Source organism: Streptomyces chartreusis, assembly GCF_008704715.1.
Classification (GTDB): domain Bacteria; phylum Actinomycetota; class Actinomycetes; order Streptomycetales; family Streptomycetaceae; genus Streptomyces; species Streptomyces chartreusis.
The window spans coordinates 517527-533581 of the sequence record NZ_CP023689.1 but is presented as its reverse complement, the minus strand read 5'-3'; the positions used below and the strand labels follow the sequence as shown (position 1 = coordinate 533581).

The window sequence follows — 16055 nt, the reverse complement described above, 5'->3', positions numbered from 1 at the left end:
GCAACCGACCGGGCCGTGTGCTCGTCCTACGGATCATGCTCACCATCGGCATCATCGGCCCTCTGGGCGCGGCGCTGCGCCAGCTCCTCGAGTTCGCATGGCTCCAGACCCGGTCCTGCGCCTTCGCCATCGCCCTGATGTCCGGCGTGGCGGCGTCCACCCTGCTGCCGGGTCTGCCCGTGGCCCGCTACGACCTGCTCGTCGTCTACGGCGTGCTGCTGACGCTGCTGTTCTGGCTGCGCGGCTGGGAGAACGGGCGGGACGTCGGCGTCATCGCCGTCTGCCATGTCATCGGCCTGGCGTTCGAGCTGGTGAAGGTGTCCCTCGGCTCATGGAGCTATCCGGAGCCGGCCGTCCTGAAGTTCGCGGGGGTCCCGTTGTACGGCGGGTTCCTGTACGCCGCCGTCGGCAGCTACATCTGCCGGGCCTGGCAGCTCTTCGACCTGGAGGTGGTCCGTTACCGGCCCCGCTCGACGGCACTGGTCGCCGCGGGGATCTACATCAACTTCTTCAGCCACCACTGGCTGCCCGACGCGCGCTGGCTGCTGGCCGCACTGCTGCTGGCCGTCACCGCCGGCACCTCCGTGCGGTACACCGTGCGCGGTGTACGCCGTCGGATGCCGCTCGCGCTGTCGTTCGTCCTGATCGGCTTCTTCCTGTGGGTCGCGGAGAACTTCGCCACCTACGTGGGCGCCTGGCGCTACCCGTACCAGATGGACGGCTGGCAGCCCGTGGGCGTGGAGAAGTTCGGCGCCTGGTCCCTGCTGATCAGCGTCACGTTCGTGCTGGCGGCGGTCGCCCGATCGCGTCGGGAGCGGGCGAAGGCCGGAGCCTCGTAGGCCGGGAGGACTGAATGGCGGTGGCCCGGCCCCCGCCATCACTCACGGTACGACGGGCGGTGCTAGCCCTTCGGGCCCGCCTGCTGCACGACCTCGAAGGACCACAGCGTGGACCCGCTCGCGGCCGGCTTGGGGCGCTCGCCCTCCGTGGCACCGCCCTGGTGGGCCGACTTCATGGGGCCCTCCATCCACGCCTGGAAGGACTCCTCGTCCCGCCAGCGCGTGTAGACGAGGTAGGTGTCGGTGCCCTCGACCGGCCGCAGGAGCTCGAACCACTCGAACCCGTCCGAGCCCTCCACGGCGTGCGCACGGGAGGCGAAGCGCTTCTCCAGCGTCTCGCGCTGCTCGGCGGGGACGGTCAGTACGTTGATCTTGACTACGCTCATGGTGCTCATCCTGCCGCACGGCCGCAGGTGGACACGCGGCGGCTCGTGCATCGGGCGACCGGGGTCGCTCGGCGGCTCCCGCACAAGGCCACCGAGGTCACTCGGCGGGGAGGAGCGGCCCGGCGGGGGAGCGCCGGGGTCACCCCTCCCCGCCCCGGCTCAGGCCGTGTGCAGGGTCAGGCCGTAGCGGCCGAGGATCTCGTTGACGGGCTGGAACCAGGTCTCACCGCCGCCGGAGCAGTTGCCCCAGCCGCCCGAGGTGACGCCTTGCGCCTGGTCGCCGCTGATGAAGGAGCCACCGGAGTCACCGGGTTCGGCGCAGACGCTGGTCTTCGTCATCTGGTGCACCGCGCCCTGGCTGTAGTTGACCGTCTCGTTCTTGGCCAGCACGGCGCCGCAGTGCCAGTGCGTGGTGGAGCCGGACCGGCAGATGGAGCTGCCGACAGGCGCCTCGGCCGAGCCCCGTACCAGCTGGTCCGAGACCGTGCCCCAGCCGAGCACGACCGGTACGGTCCACCAGCCGCTGCCGACGTTCACCCACGCGTAGTCGTTGTCCGGGAACGAGGAGCCCTGGAAGTTCCCGATGTAGCTGCCGTCCCAGCCCCGGACACCGGCGCCCGCCTGCCCGCAGTGCCCCGCGGTGATGAAGCCGCCGTGCACCGAGAAGCCTATGGAGCAGCGGACGTTGCCGGTGTAGTACGGGTCGCCGCCGACCGTGCCCGCGGCGAAGGTGCGCGGTGCGCCGGCGACCGTCTCGACGGTGACGGGTCCCGTCGCGCGTGCCTGGGAGACGAAGCGTCGGACATCGTTGTCAGCTTGCTTGTCGTCGACGACGTTCACGACGACGGTGTTCGCCACCGGGTCTACGTGCCAGCTGCTGACGCCCGCGGGTGCGGAGAGCCGGTCGATGCGTGCCTTGGCGGCGTCGAGCTGCCGCGCGCTGTGCGTGACGGTGCGCACGGTTGCTCCGGTGGCCCGGACCTCCCGGACGGTCGAGGCGGGGGCGTCCGAGGTCACGGCCACCGTGAGCCGTTCGCTCTTGGCGTCGAACCAGGAGCCGCCGTAGGCGGATCCGGCCGCCTTGCGCGCCTTCGGTGCGAGGTTGGTGGCGGTGCGTTCCGCCGCGAGCCGGTTCTCGGCCTGCGCCTTCGACAGGCCGAAGTCGCGCTGCATGGCCTGGAGCAGTCCGGCGGAGGCGGGTGCGTCGGTCGCCGTGGGGGAGTCGTCCGCCGCTGCCTGGCCGGTGCCGCCCGCGGTGAAGCCGCCGAACAACAGGAGTGCGGCCACGCCGGCGTACTTGAGTCTGCTGCGTCTCAAGGGAGTTGCCCTTCGTCGTTCCAACAAGGTGGGGTGGAACAACCGCAAGCTGAGAGCGCTCTCAATCGGGGTTCGGGCAGAGCATAGCCAGACCGGCGTGTCAGGTCCATACCAAAATTCCGGCGGATTTTCCGGCGGAACGGCTCACTGAAAGGTGTCGCGCGCCCGAAACGCCTCGCGCACCCCGGATGCCGTCGGGCGTCCGGGGTGCGCGAGGGAAGTGCGCGGCTGGTGCGTCAGCCGATCTGGCCCCTCCGGGCCTCCTGCCACAGGTCGACGCCGCCGTCGGTGGCGTACTTGTCGATCTCGGCGAGTTCCTCGTCGCTGAAGTCGGCGTTCTCCAGCGCCGCCACGTTCTGCTCCAGCTGCTCGGTGCGCGAGGCACCGATCACCAGCGACGTCACACGCCGGTCGCGCAGCGCCCAGGCCAGCGCCATCTGGGCGAGGCTCTGTCCGCGCCGGGCCGCGATGTCGTTGAGCGCGCGCAGCCGGCGCAGCATGTCGTCCGTCAGCCAGGTCTCGTCGAACGACTTGCCCTGGGTGGCTCGCGAGCCGGCCGGGACACCGTCGAGGTAGCGCCCGGTCAGCAGCCCCTGGGCCAGCGCGGTGAACCCGATCACCCCGAAGCCCTCCTGCTCGGCGGTGTCCAGCAGGCCCTCGGTCTCGATCCAGCGGTTGAGCATGCTGTACGACGGCTGGTGGATGAGCAGCGGCGTGCCCAGCTCCCGCAGGATGGCCGCCGCCTGCCGGGAACGCTCGGCGTCGTACGAGGAGATGCCGACGTACAGGGCCTTGCCCTGGCGTACGGCGGTGTCGAGCGCGCCCATCGTCTCCTCCAGCGGCGTGCTCGCGTCGAGCCGGTGGGAGTAGAAGATGTCGACGTAGTCCAGCCCGGTCCGGCGCAGCGACTGGTCGAGGGAGGCGAGCACGTACTTGCGGGAGCCGCCGCCCTGGCCGTAGGGGCCAGGCCACATGTCCCAGCCGGCCTTGGTGGAGACCACCATCTCGTCCCGGTAGGGGGCGAGGTCCTGCTTCATCAGCCGGCCGAAGTTGATCTCGGCGGCGCCGTACGGCGGGCCGTAGTTGTTGGCGAGGTCGTGGTGGGTGATGCCCAGGTCGAAGGCGCGCAGGGCGATCTCGCGCTGGCTCTCGAAGGGCTTGTCGTCACCGAAGTTGTGCCAGTACCCCAGGGACAGCACGGGCAGGTCGAGTCCTGAGCGTCCGGTGCGCCGGTAGCGCATGGTGCCGTTGTAGCGCTCGGGATCAGCGACGTGGTTCATCGAGAGGTCTCCGCAAGGTGCAGTCGGGGTGGTTCGGTCCGGGTGAGGGACGTGTTCACTGTGCTCCTGCCTGATTCTGACGTCCAACGCATCCTTTTCATCGGATTCAGCGACACCGTTTCTGAATCCCGGGTGGTGCCACTCCTCAGGACCGTGGGCCGCGGCAGCGCGAGGGTCTGGAGGGCACGCGAGGACACTTGTTTCTTTAAATTAGTAATTAATATTGACAGGGTTCCAGCCGCGCGCCACAGTCTTCGCCGTGACGCCGACGGCCCCGCCGCACGCGCGGCCCGCGTCACGCCGAGTGCACCTCATCGGGACCCAGTTCAAATAAATTAGTAATTAATCTTGACGTGGCCGAAGCGCCACGCGAACCTGGATCAGCCGCGAGCGGGCCCCTGTCGTCAGGAGGGCAGACCCGTCGCGGGGATCCACAGGGAGCCATCCATGTCGAACCCGCACACCAGCCGACGGCGTTTCCTCGCCGGACTCGGTGCCACCGGCACAGCCGCCCTGCTCAGCGGCTGTGTCACCTCGACCTCGTCCTCGAAGTCCTCCTCCGACGGCGCGGTCACCCTCCAGTCCAACGTGTCGGCGCCGCAGGCCAAGGCGGCGATGGAGGACCTGGTCGCCGCGTACGGCAAGAAGGGTACCGGCGACGTCAGCCTCAACACCGTCGCCGCCGAGACCTTCCGCACCCAGCTGCCGACGTACCTGACCTCCGCCAACCCGCCGGACGTCTACACCTGGTACCCCGGCTCGGTGGCGGACGCCTACGCGAAGAAGGACCTGCTGCTCGGCCTCGACGACCTCTGGGGCTCCTCCGAGCTCAAGGGCTACTCCAAGGCGCTGCACTCGCTGTGCACGTCGAGCTCCGGCAAGAAGGTCTTCGTCCCGGCCACCTACTACTGGTGGGGCATGTTCTACCGGAAGTCCAACTTCGCCAAGTGGGGCGTGAGCGAGCCGAAGAGCTGGGACGACTTCCTCGACCTGTGCGACAAGCTCAAGAGCAAGGGCGTCGCCCCGATCGGCCTGGGCGCCGGCGGCAACACCGCCTGGGTCGCCTCGGCCTGGTTCGACTACCTCGACATCCGCATCAACGGCGCCGTGTACCACCGTGAACTGCTCGCCGGGAAGCACCGCTTCGACGACCCCGAGGTCCGCAAGGTCTTCGACCGCTGGCAGGAGGTGCTGCCGTACTTCGACCCGAACGGCACCGCCGGCGCCTTCCAGGACGCGACGACCGCCCTGCTCAACGGCCGCAGCGGCATGATGCTGATCGGCACCTTCTTCGCCGACGCGGCCCCCAAGGACGCCCTCGACGACATCGACTTCTTCCGCTTCCCGATCATCGACCCGAAGGTCCCGCTCGCCGAAGAGGCCCCCACCGACGGCTACTTCGCCAGCGCCCGCACCGGACGCAAGGACGGCGTGCTCGACCTGCTGGGCTACCTCGCCACCGCCGAGGCCCAGGAGATCTACATCAAGGGCTCCTCCGGCACCGTCCTGCCCTGCCACCCCGACGCCAAGGACTCCGGCACCCCGCTGGTGCAGAAGGGCCGCAAGCACATCGAGGAGGCGGCGGAGATCACCCAGTTCTTCAACCGCGACTCCAGCGACGCCCTCCAGCCCACCGCCGACACCGCGCTGACCAAGTTCCTCGCCAAGCCCAAGGAGATCGGGTCCATCCTCACCGACTGGCAGCGCGAAGCCGAGAAGATCTGGAACGCCTGACATGGCCGTCCTGACCGCCCCCCACCGCAAGTCTCCGGTCCCGGCGCCGCCCCGTGGCGGCCGGGCCCGGGGCCCGCGGCGCACACCCCCGCTGGTGCTCGCCTTCGTCCTCGTCCCGCTGCTCGCCGAGGCGGTGTGGGTGTTCTGGCCCGCGCTCCAGGGCTTCTACCTCGCCCTGACCAGCTGGGACGGTGTGTCGGCACCGAGGTTCGTCGGCCTGGACAACTTCCGCGAGATGGCGGGCGACGACGTCTTCCGGGGCGCCGTCGGCCACACGGTGCTCTGGCTGGTGCTGTTCGGCGGCCTGTCCGCCCTGCTCGGCCTCGCCGCGGCGATGCTGCTCCAGCAGGAGCGGCGCGGCGTCGGCTTCTACCGCGCCGCCCTCTTCCTGCCCGTCGTGTTCTCGCTCGTCGCCACCGCCCTGGTCTGGCAGGCCATCTACCAGCCCGACGGCGTCCTCAACCAGCTCCTAGAGTCCGTCGGCCTCGGCAGCCTGCGGCACGCCTGGCTCGCCGACCAGGACACCGCCCTGTACGCGGTCATCGTGCCCGCGCTGTGGCGCCAGATCGGCTATGTGATGGTCCTGTACCTCGCCGGCCTCAAGGGCATCGACCCCGCCCTGTACGAGGCCGCCAAGGTCGACGGCGCGAGCGCCTGGCAGCGCTTCCGCCACGTCACCCTGCCCCAGCTGCGCAGCGTCAACGCCGTCGTCCTGTCGGTCATCATCATCGACTCGCTGCGCTCCTTCGACGTCGTGTGGTCGCTGACCCGCGGCGGCCCCTACCACTCGTCCGAACTGCTGAGCACCTACATGTACTCGACAGCCTTCCAGTCCCTGCGGCTCGGCTACGGCTCCGCCCTGGCCGTCGTCATCTTCCTGCTGGCGTTCGGCGTCATCGCGTCCTACCTCGTGCGCGCCTTCCGGGAGGCCGACTGATGTCCGCCAACTCCACTGCGGTGCGCCGCAAGCGGGCCGCCACCGCCGGGTTCCATCTCTCGGCCGGCGCGCTGGCGCTGCTGTGGCTGCTGCCCATCGCCCTGGTCGTGGTGACCAGCCTGCGCTCCTTCGACGACATCGCCGCCAACGGGCTCGGCAGTTGGCCCCACTCCTTCACCCTCGACAACTTCAGCCTCGCCTGGGTCGACGGCGGCCAGCAGCGCGCCCTCATCAACAGCCTCATCGTCACCGTGCCCTGCGTGCTGGTGACGCTGGCCCTGGCCGCGATGGCCGCGTTCGCGCTCAGCCGCTACGAAATGCCCCTGCGCCGCTCCCTGCTGCTGCTCATGCTCGGCGGCAACCTGCTCCCGCCGCAGATCCTGCTGATCCCCGTCTCCAAGCTCAGCGAAATGATGGGCGTCTACGACACCCTGCCCGCGCTGATCGGCGTGCAGATCGGGTTCGGCGTCGGCTTCTACGTCTTCGTCCTGCACGGGTTCATGCGGTCCATCCCCGTCGAGATCCAGCAGGCGGCGGTCGTCGACGGAGCCGGGCCCTGGCAGATCTTCTGGCGGATCATCCTGCCGCTGACCCGCCCCGCCCTCGCCGCGCTCAGCGCCCTGTCCTTCACCTGGATCTTCAACGACCTGCTGTGGGCCATCACCGTGCTGCGCAGCGACACCAAGATGCCGATCACCGCCGCGCTCATCGGCCTCCAGGGCCAGTACGTGTCCATGTGGAACGTGATCGCCGCCGGCTCCGTCATCGCCGCCGCCCCCACCGTGGCCGTCTTCCTGCGCTTCCAGCGCCACTTCGTGGCCGGCCTGAACCTCGGAGCAGTCAAGTGACGTCGTACCAGCGCTGGACCCTGCGCACCGAGAACACCGGCTACACCGTGCGGCTGTCCCCGGACGGCCCGTGGGCCGAGCTGGACGCCTGGGGACCGCACGGGGTGGAGAGCGGACCGTCGGCGCTCGACTGGTCGCACCGCACCCACTTCATCACTCCCGCCGACGCCGCCCCCGCCGAGTATCTGCCGCACGGGCTAAGGCCGTTCAACGGCGCCGACCTCGTCGTCGAGCGTGCGGACGGCGAGCGGGGCGTCTGGTGGGACTTCGAAGGGGCGGAGGAGACCGAGAGGAAGCTGCGGCTCGCGTTCGCGGACGAGACCCTCGGGCTGCGCACGGTCCTCTGCTACGAGACCGTGCCGGGCACGGACGTGATCCTGCGCTGGACCGAGCACACCGCCTCGCGGGAACTGCGCCTGGAACGCCTCGACTCGGCAGCCGTGAACGTGCCCGTCACCACCGGGGCACGGCTGACCTACCTCACCGGCCAGTGGTCCCAGGAGTTCCAGCTGACCCGACTCGACCTGACCCGGGGCACGTTCACCATGGGCAGCACCCAGGGCATGCCCGGCCACGCCTACGTGCCCTGGCTCGTGGTGCAGGACCTGGCCACGGACGACGCCCCCGCCTACGGTGTCGCCCTGGAGTGGCCCGGCAACTGGCACATCACCGCCGAGGCCGAGCCCGGCGGCGCGGTCCGGGTACGCGCCGGACGTGTCCCGCACGAGGGAGCCGTGCTCCTGGCGCCCGGCGCCACCCTGACCACACCCCGCCTCGCCTGCGCGTTCAGCCCGGACGGACTCGACGGACTGTCCCGGGTCTGGCACCGCTACGACCGCCACCTCTCCGGCGACCGCCTGCACCGCACCCGCAAGGTCCTCTACAACTCGTGGGAGGCCACCGGCTTCGACGTCGACGCCGCCGGCCAGCTCGAACTCGCCAAGACGGCCGCCGACATCGGCGCCGAACTGTTCGTCGTGGACGACGGCTGGTTCACCGGCCGCCGCGACGACACCGGCGGACTCGGCGACTGGTACCCCGACCCGGCGGCCTTCCCGCAGGGCTTCGACCGGTTCGTCGAGGAAGTGCGCGGACTGGGCCTCGACTTCGGCCTGTGGGTCGAGCCCGAATCGGTCAGCCCCGGCAGCCGGCTGCACGCCGAACGCCCCGACTGGATCTACCGCGTCGACGGCCGGCCCGCCCGCCTCGTCCGCAACCAGCTCCTCCTCGACCTCGGCCGCACCGACGTCCAGGACTTCGTGATCGGCACCCTGGACCGGCTCCTCGGCGGCTACGCCATCGGCTACCTCAAGTGGGACATGAACCGCCCGCCCACCGAACGCGGCCGCCCCGGCGCCGGGCACGTCGACCTCGACGCCGAGCACGTCGCCGGATACCTGCGCGTCCTGGACCACCTGCGCACCGCCCACCCCGACGTCACCGTCGAGGGCTGCGCCGGCGGGGGCGCCCGCATCGACCACATGACGCTGGCCCGCACCGACGTCGTCTGGCCCAGCGACAACACCGCCCCGCTGGACCGGCTGAGCGTCCAGCACGGCTTCCTGCACGCGCACGCGCCGCACGTCATGAGCTCCTGGGTCACCGACGCGCCGGGCGTCTTCGACCCACGCCCGCGCAGCCTCGCGTTCCGCTTCGTCAACGCCATGTGCGGAGTGCTCGGCATCGGCGCCGACCTGCGCACCTGGACCCCGGAGGAACGGGCCGAGGCCGCACGGTGGATCGCCCGCTACAAGGAGGTCCGCGACGTACTCCATCACGGCGAGGCACGGCTGCTCGGCTCGCCGGCAGACGCCACCTGCGGTGTCCAGTACGACGCCGGTGCGCGCACGGTCGTCGCCGCGCTGAGCACCGGCCGCCTCGACGGCGCACCGCTCGTGCCCGGACGCCCCGACCGGCTTCGGCTGCGGGGCCTGGACCCGGCGGCGCACTATCGGGACACGGCGACCGGAACGACGTACAGCGGAGCCCATCTGCTGCACTACGGGCTGCCTTTCGCCTGGAGTCGCGATCATGACGCGGACCTGGTGGTACTGACACGCGGGTGAGCCGCATATGTTTCCCGGACGGCCCGACACCGCCCGCACCGCACACGATGGACGCTCAAGAAGGAGTCGACCCCACGATGGACCAGTCCCCACGCCGGCACGGTGACCGCTTCGGCGGCCGCACGGCCGTGGTCACCGGCGCGGCCTCCGGCATCGGTGCCGCCACCGCCGTCCGCCTCGCCGAGGAGGGCGCCGCGGTGGTGCTCGCCGACGTCGCCGAGGACGCCGGCACGGCGGTCGCCGAGCGGATCGCGAAGGACGGCGGCCGGGCCCGGTTCGTGCGGGCCGACGTGGCGGCCGAGGACGACTGGCGCCGGATCGTGGCCGCCGCCCACGACTTCGGGCCGGTGGACGTCCTCGTCAGCAACGCCTACACCGTCGACGTGGCCCCGGCCGGCGAGATGACCCTGGAGTCCTGGCAGCGGCAGCTGTCCGTCAACCTCACAGCGAGCTTCCTCGGCTTCCGGGCGGTACTGCCGGACCTGCGGGAGCGGCACGGCGCGACGGTGCTGACCTCGTCCGTCCACGCGCGCGTGGGCATCCCCGGACACCCCGCCTACGCCGCGTCCAAGGGCGCCCTGCTCTCCCTGTGCGGTCAGCTCGCCGTCGAGTACGGGCCCGACGTCCGCGTCAACGCGGTCCTGCCCGGGCCGATCCTGACCGCCGCCTGGGACCGGGTGCCGCCCGAGGACCGCGAGCGCAGCGTCGCCGAGACGGCCGCCCGCCGCTTCGGCACCCCCGAGGAGGTGGCCGCCGCCATCGCCTTCCTGAGCGCCCACGAAGCCTCCTACATCACCGGCACGAGCCTCGTCGTGGACGGGGGCTGGAGCGTCGTGAAGGCCTCGGCATGACCGGCACCCCCGCCCGCACCCTTCAGCAGAAAGGCTTTACGACATGACGCCCTACGCCCGCCGCGGCGTGCACGGCCAGACCGTGGAGGCCCTCGCCCGCCGCATCCTGGGCGGCCGGATCCCCGAGGGAGCCACGCTCGACCTGGTGGCGCTCCAGAGCGAGTTGGACGTCAGTCTCACCGCGCTGCGCGAGTCCCTGAAGGTGCTCGCCGCCAAGGGCATGGTCGACGCCCGCCAGAAGCGCGGCACCTTCGTCCGGGCCCGCGCCGACTGGAACCTCCTCGACGCCGATGTGCTGCGCTGGCAGTTCCAGGGCGCCGACGAGGCCACCGACGCCGACCGGACCCTGCTGCGCAACCTTGCCGAGGTCCGCGCCATCGTCGAACCGGCCGCCGTGCGCCTGGCCGCCGAACGCCGCACCGAAGCCGACCTCCAGGCCCTCGAAGCGGCCCTGGACGCGATGGGCGGGCAGGACGCGGACCCGGGACAGGCCGTGGACGCCGACCTCGCCTTCCACCGTGCCCTGCTGAACGCCACCCACAACGAACTGCTCGAACGCATGGAGATGGTCATCGAGCCGGGCCTCGCCCACCGCGACCGCATCGTGCACAGCCACCCCCACAGCGAGGACCCCGTACCGGCCCACCGCGCCGTCCTGGACGCCGTGCGCGAACAGGACGCCACGGCAGCCGAGACGGCGATGCGGGCCCTGCTCGTCCAGGCCGGGCGCGACCTGGACCGCATCGACGGCCCCGACGACACGAAAGGCACCGGCGGCAAGTGAAGATCACGCGCATAGAAACCTTCCTGGTACCGCCGCGCTGGCTGTTCTGCCGGATCGAGACCGACGACGGCGTGGTCGGCTGGGGCGAACCCGTCGTCGAGGGCAGGGCCGAGGTGGTCCGCGCCGCCGTGGACGTCCTCGCCGAACACCTCATCGGCCAGGACCCGCTGCGCATCGAGGACCACTGGCAGGTGCTCACCAAGGGCGGCTTCTACCGCGGCGGACCGGTCCTGTCCAGCGCCGTCGCCGGGATCGACCAGGCCCTGTGGGACATCGCAGGCAAGACCTACGGCGCTCCCGTGCACGCCCTGCTGGGCGGACCGGTGCGCGAACGCGTCCGCGTCTACGCCTGGGTCGGCGGCGACGAACCGGCCGAACTCACCGAGCAGATCACCGCCCAGGTCGAGGCGGGCTTCACCGCGGTCAAGATGAACGCGGCCGGCGCCACCTCGCCGATCACCACCGCGGCCGAGACCGCGGCCGTCGTCGCCCGGGTGGCCGCCGCCCGTGAGGCCCTCGGCCCGGACCGGGACGTCGCCGTCGACTTCCACGGCCGCTTCACCGCCGCGAGCGCCCGCCGTGTCCTGGCCGAACTCGCCCCGCTGCACCCGCTGTTCGTCGAGGAACCAGTCGTTCCCGAGCACGGCCATCTGCTGCCCGGCCTGGTCGCCTCGACGCCGATCCCGCTCGCCACCGGCGAACGCCTTTACTCACGCGCCGAGTTCCTGCCCGCGCTCTCCGCCGGCATAGCCGTCGCCCAGCCCGACCTGTCCCACGCCGGCGGTATCTCCGAGGTCCACCGGATCGCCTCCCTCGCCGACACCTACGGCGCGCAGCTCGCCCCGCACTGCCCGCTCGGCCCGATCGCGCTGGCCGCCAGCCTCCAAGTGGCGTTCGCGACACCGAACTTCCTCATCCAGGAGCAGAGCCGCGGCATCCACTACAACAAGGACGCCGACCTGCTGTCCTACCTCGCCGACCCGGCCCCGTTCCGGTTTGTCGACGGCCATGCGCCGTTGAACGACGCCCCCGGCCTGGGCATCACCATCGACGACGCGGCCGTACGCGCGGCCGACCGGTCCGGACACGCCTGGCGCAACCCCGTCTGGCGGCACGCCGACGACTCGTTCGCCGAGTGGTGACGTAAGTGCTGACCCTCACCACCGACGCCGAGCACGGCGGGCGCTGGACGTCCCTGCGCTCGCCCTCGCGCGAATGGCTCTGGCACCGTCCGGCACCGGAACGGGAGAAGGTCGCACCGGGCGGCACGTTCGTGGACGCGGGCGGGCTGGAGGAGTGCCTCCCCACCGTCCGCGGCCTGCCCGACCACGGTGACGTATGGTCACGGGCCTGGGCCCGGACCGGCGACACCGAACACGTGCAGGGCGACTCCTTCACGCTGGCGCGGACCATCAGCACCACGGCAGACGGCGTGCGGGCCGACTACCTTCTCACCGCGCCTGCCGGCTTCCGGTTCGTGTGGGCCGCGCACGCCCTGCTGGACCTCTCAGCGCGCGCGACCCTGCACATGACCGACGGCGCGCCCACCCGGCTGTTCCCCGAGGCCGCACCGCTCGTCGGGGAACCCTGGCCCGCCGGCGCCCCCTGGATCACCGGCCCGTGGCCCACACCCCACGGAGTGCCGATGAACCGGCTCGGACCCGACGACGGCACCGCGGTCGGGGCCGTCGTGGACACCCCGCTGGCCTGCGTCCACGACGACCGCGACCGGCTCGCCCTGGAACTGCGCGCCGACGGACAGCCCGTGTCGATGGCCCTGTGGCGCAACCTCGGCGGCTTCCCGCAGCCGGACCCGTACCGGAGCACGGGCGTGGAGCCCATGCTCGGGCGGGTCTTCGACCTCGCCGAGGCGGGCCCCGACGACGCCGCGCGCGTACCCCCGTCGGGCGAGGTCCGCTGGCGGCTCACGATCACCGGGGCCTGCCGCTGCCCCTCGACCCCCGCACCGAAGGAGCACCGTCCGTGGACCTGAGAGCCGCGCTGGCCACCCACCGCCTGGTCGCGATCGTGCGCGGCGACGACGCCGACGCCGCGCTGCGCACCGTGCTGGCCCTCGTCGAGGAGGGCGTCGAACTGGTCGAGGTCTCGCTGTCCGGCAAGGACGCCCTCGCCGTCATCGAACGCGCCCGCGACGCCCTCGGCCCGGAACACCCGCTCGGCGCAGGCACCGTACTGACCGTCGACGACGCCCGCGCCGCGCACCGCGCCGGAGCCGACTTCGCGGTCACGCCGGGGCTGGGCGACGGCGTCGTCACCGCACAGGAGTTGGGCATGCCGGTCCTCGCCGGGGTGGTGACCCCGACCGAGGTCGTCGCCGCCCGCGCCCTGGGCGTGGCCGCGTTGAAGATCTTCCCCATAGCCCAGTTCGGGGGAGCGGCCTATCTGAAGGCCCTGCGCGGCCCGTTCCCCGACGCGGCGTTCGTCCCCGTCGGCGGTGTCGACGAGGCCGCCGCCCGCGCCTGCCTCGCGGCCGGTGCCCTCGCGGTCGGCGTCGGCTCACCCCTGGTCGGCGACGCGGCCGACGGCGGCAGCATCACCGCCCTGCGGGAACGCGCCCGCCGCTTCCGCACCGTCGTGGCCGAGGCGGCGACGCCGTGACCGCCGAACCGCGCGCCGCGCGCCCCGACCGCCTCGAACTGGGCGAGGGCATCCGCTGGACCGGCACCGACATCGTCCTCGTCGACATCCTCGCCGGCCGCCTCCTCTCCGCCCCGCACGAACCGACAGCGCCTCTGCGCACGCTGGCCCAACTCTCCGTCCCCCTGGGCGCCGTGGCCCCGCTCGCCGGGCACACCGGCACCTGGATCGCTGCCGCGGGCACCGGCATCGCCCTGCTGCGCACCGACGGCACCCTGGACTGGCTGGCCCGGCCGGAGGACGACGCCCCGACGCCGATGCGTATGAACGACGCCGTCGCCGACCCCTTCGGCCGCTTCTGGGCGGGCAGCATGTCCTACGACGCCGACGAGGACGCCGGGTCCCTGTACCGCGTCGATCATGACGGCACCGTCGTACGGGTCCTGGACGGCATCACCGTCCCCAACGGGCCCGCGTTCACGCCCGACGGCGCTCTGATGTACCTGGCGGACAGCGCCCGGGGAGTGGTCCGGCGGTACGCGGTGGACCCGGCGACCGGTGACCTCGGCGCACCCGAGGAGTTCGTGACGATCGGCGACGGCAGCCCCGACGGCATGGCAGTCGACGTCGAGGGCGCCGTGTGGATCGCCGTCTGGGGCACCGGCACCGTACGCCGGCACCTGCCCGACGGCACGCTCGACCGCACCCTGCGGCTCCCGGCACGGCAACCGGCCGGCGTGTGCCTCGCCGACGACGTCCTGCACATCACGACCGCCCGCGTGGGACTGACGGCCCCCGGTGACGACGACGGCGCCCTGTACACCGTCCGAGTGGACGTGCCCGGCACCCCGACGCCCGCCTGCCGCCTGGACCCTGTCCGGCTCGCCTCGGCGCTCCGGGATTCGGCATGAGCGCGGGCGACGGCTGTTTCCCGCCGGTGCCACACCGTCCGGCACACCTTGGCTGCGGGGGATCCCGTACGACCCGCGCGTGGCCGGCGACGGTCGCCTGCCGGCGCTGCGCCGTCCGACGCCCCTCGGCCCTCGGGGAACCCTCATGACCGCCCCACGAACCCCCGCCCCCTGGCGGCTCGCCCCCGGCCCCGTCGTCTGCGTCGGCGAGACGATGGCGGCCCTGGCCCCCGACCCGCCGAGCCCGCTGCTGACCGCGCCGCAGCTGCGGCTGTCGGTGGCCGGTGCCGAATCGAACGTCGCCATGTATCTGGCCGACCACGGCATCCCCGTCGCCTGGCTCTCCGCCCTCGGGGACGACCCCCTGGGACACCGCGTCCGCGCCTCGGTCGCCGCGTCCGGCGTCGACGTGTCGTACGTGCGTACCGATCCCCACCGCCCGACCGGCGTGCTGGTGAAGGACCCGGGCCCCGACGGAACGCGCGTGCACTACTACCGGCGCGGCTCGGCCGCCTCCGCTCTCGGCCCCGATCTGCTCGACGGCCCGCCGGTGCGCACGGCGGCCCTGCTGCACCTCACCGGCATCACACCGGCACTGTCCGAGTCCTGCCGCGACCTGGTGACCCGGGCTCTGTCCACCGAGCCCGGCGACCGGTCGTACGCGGTGAGTTTCGACGTCAACCACCGCGCCGCCCTCTGGCCCGACGGCACCGCCCCGGCCGTGCTGCGCGAACTGGCCGACCGGGCCGACATCGTCTTCGTCGGGCTGGACGAGGCGCAGGCGCTGTGGGGCGAGCGCCTGACGGAGGAGGCCGTTCGGGCGCTGCTTCCGCATCCGCGCATCCTCGTCGTCAAGGACGGGGCGAGGGCCGCGACCGCGTTCACCGACGAGGGCACCGTCGTCGTGCCGACACCGCGCGTGACGGTGGTGGAGGCGGTGGGTGCCGGCGACGCCTTCGCGGCGGGGTTCCTCGCGGGTCTGCTGCGGGGCACGGGCACGACCGGAGCGCTCCGGCTGGGCCACATCACCGCCGCGTCCGCCCTCCAAGTGACCGGAGACCACGGCCCGTTGCCCGATCCGGGCGGGACGGAGGCACTGCTCGCCCTCTCGGCCCGGGAGTGGGCGGAACGTGCGCTCGTGACGCCGTCGGCCTGAGCCTCGTGCTGCTCGGCGAGCGATGGGCGATCCGCCCGCCTATGCTCCATTTGTGTGACGACTATCTTCCAAGAGCTGGTGGCGAAGGAGCGCGCGGCCGAGCAGGCCCACAGCCGCGTGGAAGAGCTGCGCGGCATGTACGGGCCGCCGACCCGGCAGGGCGGCTGGAGCCCACGGCAGTCCGAGACGTACAACACCGCCCTGCGGGCCTGGCGCGACCTCGCCCGGGAGGTGCAGGTCGCGCTGGCCGACTACGCCAGGGAGCGCGGCGAGACGCGCAGCGACGTCGAGAAGCAGGTGCACCAGGCGGTCCAGCACACGGGCGGGAGCGGCGCCGGGGCATAGCGG

Annotated in this window: 16 protein-coding genes; 13 read left to right on the top strand and 3 right to left on the bottom strand. The window is 72.1% G+C overall.

Features of this window, described 5'->3' with window-relative positions; all coding sequences use genetic code 11:
- Positions 1–35 precede the first annotated feature (35 nt).
- Complete coding sequence (locus tag CP983_RS02210) at positions 36–839, top strand: DUF817 domain-containing protein (protein ID WP_150498303.1); 804 nt, start codon at positions 36–38, stop codon at positions 837–839.
- Between the two features lie 62 nt (positions 840–901).
- On the opposite strand, the gene CP983_RS02205 is transcribed toward CP983_RS02210, so the two are convergent.
- The 3 genes from CP983_RS02205 to mgrA all read right to left on the bottom strand — a co-directional run bounded on the left by CP983_RS02205 (position 902) and on the right by mgrA (position 3822).
- Positions 902–1225 carry an antibiotic biosynthesis monooxygenase family protein gene (locus CP983_RS02205; protein ID WP_150498302.1) on the bottom strand — a complete coding sequence of 108 codons (324 nt, stop codon included), beginning with the start codon at positions 1223–1225 and terminating at the stop codon, positions 902–904.
- Between the two features lie 159 nt (positions 1226–1384).
- The gene (locus CP983_RS02200) at positions 1385–2542 is read right to left on the bottom strand and encodes a S1 family peptidase (RefSeq protein WP_150498301.1); all 1158 of its coding nucleotides are present in this window, start codon (positions 2540–2542) and stop codon (positions 1385–1387) included.
- A 236-nt stretch (positions 2543–2778) separates the two neighbouring features.
- On the bottom strand, positions 2779–3822 hold the full coding sequence (gene mgrA / locus CP983_RS02195; protein ID WP_150498300.1) for an L-glyceraldehyde 3-phosphate reductase: 1044 nt from the start codon (positions 3820–3822) through the stop codon (positions 2779–2781).
- A 447-nt stretch (positions 3823–4269) separates the two neighbouring features.
- On the opposite strand from mgrA, the gene CP983_RS02190 reads away from it, so the two are divergent.
- The 12 genes from CP983_RS02190 (at position 4270) to CP983_RS02135 (ending at position 16052) form a co-directional block, all read left to right on the top strand.
- On the top strand, positions 4270–5556 hold the full coding sequence (locus CP983_RS02190) for an ABC transporter substrate-binding protein (RefSeq protein ID WP_107910419.1): 1287 nt from the start codon (positions 4270–4272) through the stop codon (positions 5554–5556).
- A gap of 1 nt (position 5557) precedes the next feature.
- On the top strand, positions 5558–6493 hold the full coding sequence (locus CP983_RS02185) for a carbohydrate ABC transporter permease (protein ID WP_107910421.1): 936 nt from the start codon (positions 5558–5560) through the stop codon (positions 6491–6493).
- Positions 6493–7341: a carbohydrate ABC transporter permease gene (locus CP983_RS02180; protein ID WP_125527875.1), complete on the top strand. Its 849-nt coding sequence runs from the start codon at positions 6493–6495 to the stop codon at positions 7339–7341. The genes CP983_RS02185 and CP983_RS02180 overlap by 1 nt, the downstream gene beginning before the upstream one ends.
- Positions 7338–9407, top strand: a complete 2070-nt coding sequence (locus CP983_RS02175; RefSeq protein WP_150498299.1) for an alpha-galactosidase — start codon at positions 7338–7340, stop codon at positions 9405–9407. The genes CP983_RS02180 and CP983_RS02175 overlap by 4 nt, the downstream gene beginning before the upstream one ends.
- A 77-nt stretch (positions 9408–9484) precedes the next feature.
- Positions 9485–10258: an SDR family NAD(P)-dependent oxidoreductase gene (locus CP983_RS02170; RefSeq protein WP_150498298.1), complete on the top strand. Its 774-nt coding sequence runs from the start codon at positions 9485–9487 to the stop codon at positions 10256–10258.
- 43 nt (positions 10259–10301) lie between these two features.
- Positions 10302–11042, top strand: a complete 741-nt coding sequence (locus CP983_RS02165) for a FadR/GntR family transcriptional regulator (protein WP_107910427.1) — start codon at positions 10302–10304, stop codon at positions 11040–11042.
- Positions 11039–12184: a galactonate dehydratase gene (gene dgoD, locus CP983_RS02160; protein ID WP_126899524.1), complete on the top strand. Its 1146-nt coding sequence runs from the start codon at positions 11039–11041 to the stop codon at positions 12182–12184. Before CP983_RS02165 ends, dgoD begins: the two co-directional genes overlap by 4 nt.
- Before the next feature lie 5 nt (positions 12185–12189).
- Positions 12190–13035, top strand: a complete 846-nt coding sequence (locus CP983_RS02155; RefSeq protein WP_150498297.1) for a hypothetical protein — start codon at positions 12190–12192, stop codon at positions 13033–13035.
- The gene (locus CP983_RS02150) at positions 13026–13661 is read left to right on the top strand and encodes a bifunctional 4-hydroxy-2-oxoglutarate aldolase/2-dehydro-3-deoxy-phosphogluconate aldolase (protein ID WP_150498296.1); all 636 of its coding nucleotides are present in this window, start codon (positions 13026–13028) and stop codon (positions 13659–13661) included. Before CP983_RS02155 ends, CP983_RS02150 begins: the two co-directional genes overlap by 10 nt.
- Positions 13658–14551, top strand: a complete 894-nt coding sequence (locus CP983_RS02145; protein WP_150498295.1) for an SMP-30/gluconolactonase/LRE family protein — start codon at positions 13658–13660, stop codon at positions 14549–14551. The genes CP983_RS02150 and CP983_RS02145 overlap by 4 nt, the downstream gene beginning before the upstream one ends.
- 145 nt (positions 14552–14696) lie before the next feature.
- The gene (locus tag CP983_RS02140; RefSeq protein WP_150498294.1) at positions 14697–15707 is read left to right on the top strand and encodes a sugar kinase; all 1011 of its coding nucleotides are present in this window, start codon (positions 14697–14699) and stop codon (positions 15705–15707) included.
- Between the two features lie 54 nt (positions 15708–15761).
- Positions 15762–16052 (top strand): hypothetical protein, encoded by a 291-nt coding sequence (locus CP983_RS02135; RefSeq protein WP_150498293.1) that lies wholly within the window; start codon positions 15762–15764, stop codon positions 16050–16052.
- The last annotated feature ends 3 nt before the right edge of the window (positions 16053–16055 follow it).

Excerpts from the sequence above, each read along its gene's own strand:
- CP983_RS02210 (WP_150498303.1), top strand. The coding sequence starts at position 36 with ATGCTCACCATCGGCATCATCGGCCCTCTGGGCGCGGCGCTGCGCCAG.
- CP983_RS02205 (WP_150498302.1), bottom strand. The coding sequence starts at position 1,225 with ATGAGCGTAGTCAAGATCAACGTACTGACCGTCCCCGCCGAGCAGCGC.
- mgrA (WP_150498300.1), bottom strand. The coding sequence starts at position 3,822 with ATGAACCACGTCGCTGATCCCGAGCGCTACAACGGCACCATGCGCTAC.
- CP983_RS02190 (WP_107910419.1), top strand. The coding sequence starts at position 4,270 with ATGTCGAACCCGCACACCAGCCGACGGCGTTTCCTCGCCGGACTCGGT.
- CP983_RS02185 (WP_107910421.1), top strand. The coding sequence starts at position 5,558 with ATGGCCGTCCTGACCGCCCCCCACCGCAAGTCTCCGGTCCCGGCGCCG.
- CP983_RS02180 (WP_125527875.1), top strand. The coding sequence starts at position 6,493 with ATGTCCGCCAACTCCACTGCGGTGCGCCGCAAGCGGGCCGCCACCGCC.
- CP983_RS02170 (WP_150498298.1), top strand. The coding sequence starts at position 9,485 with ATGGACCAGTCCCCACGCCGGCACGGTGACCGCTTCGGCGGCCGCACG.
- CP983_RS02165 (WP_107910427.1), top strand. The coding sequence starts at position 10,302 with ATGACGCCCTACGCCCGCCGCGGCGTGCACGGCCAGACCGTGGAGGCC.
- CP983_RS02140 (WP_150498294.1), top strand. The coding sequence starts at position 14,697 with ATGACCGCCCCACGAACCCCCGCCCCCTGGCGGCTCGCCCCCGGCCCC.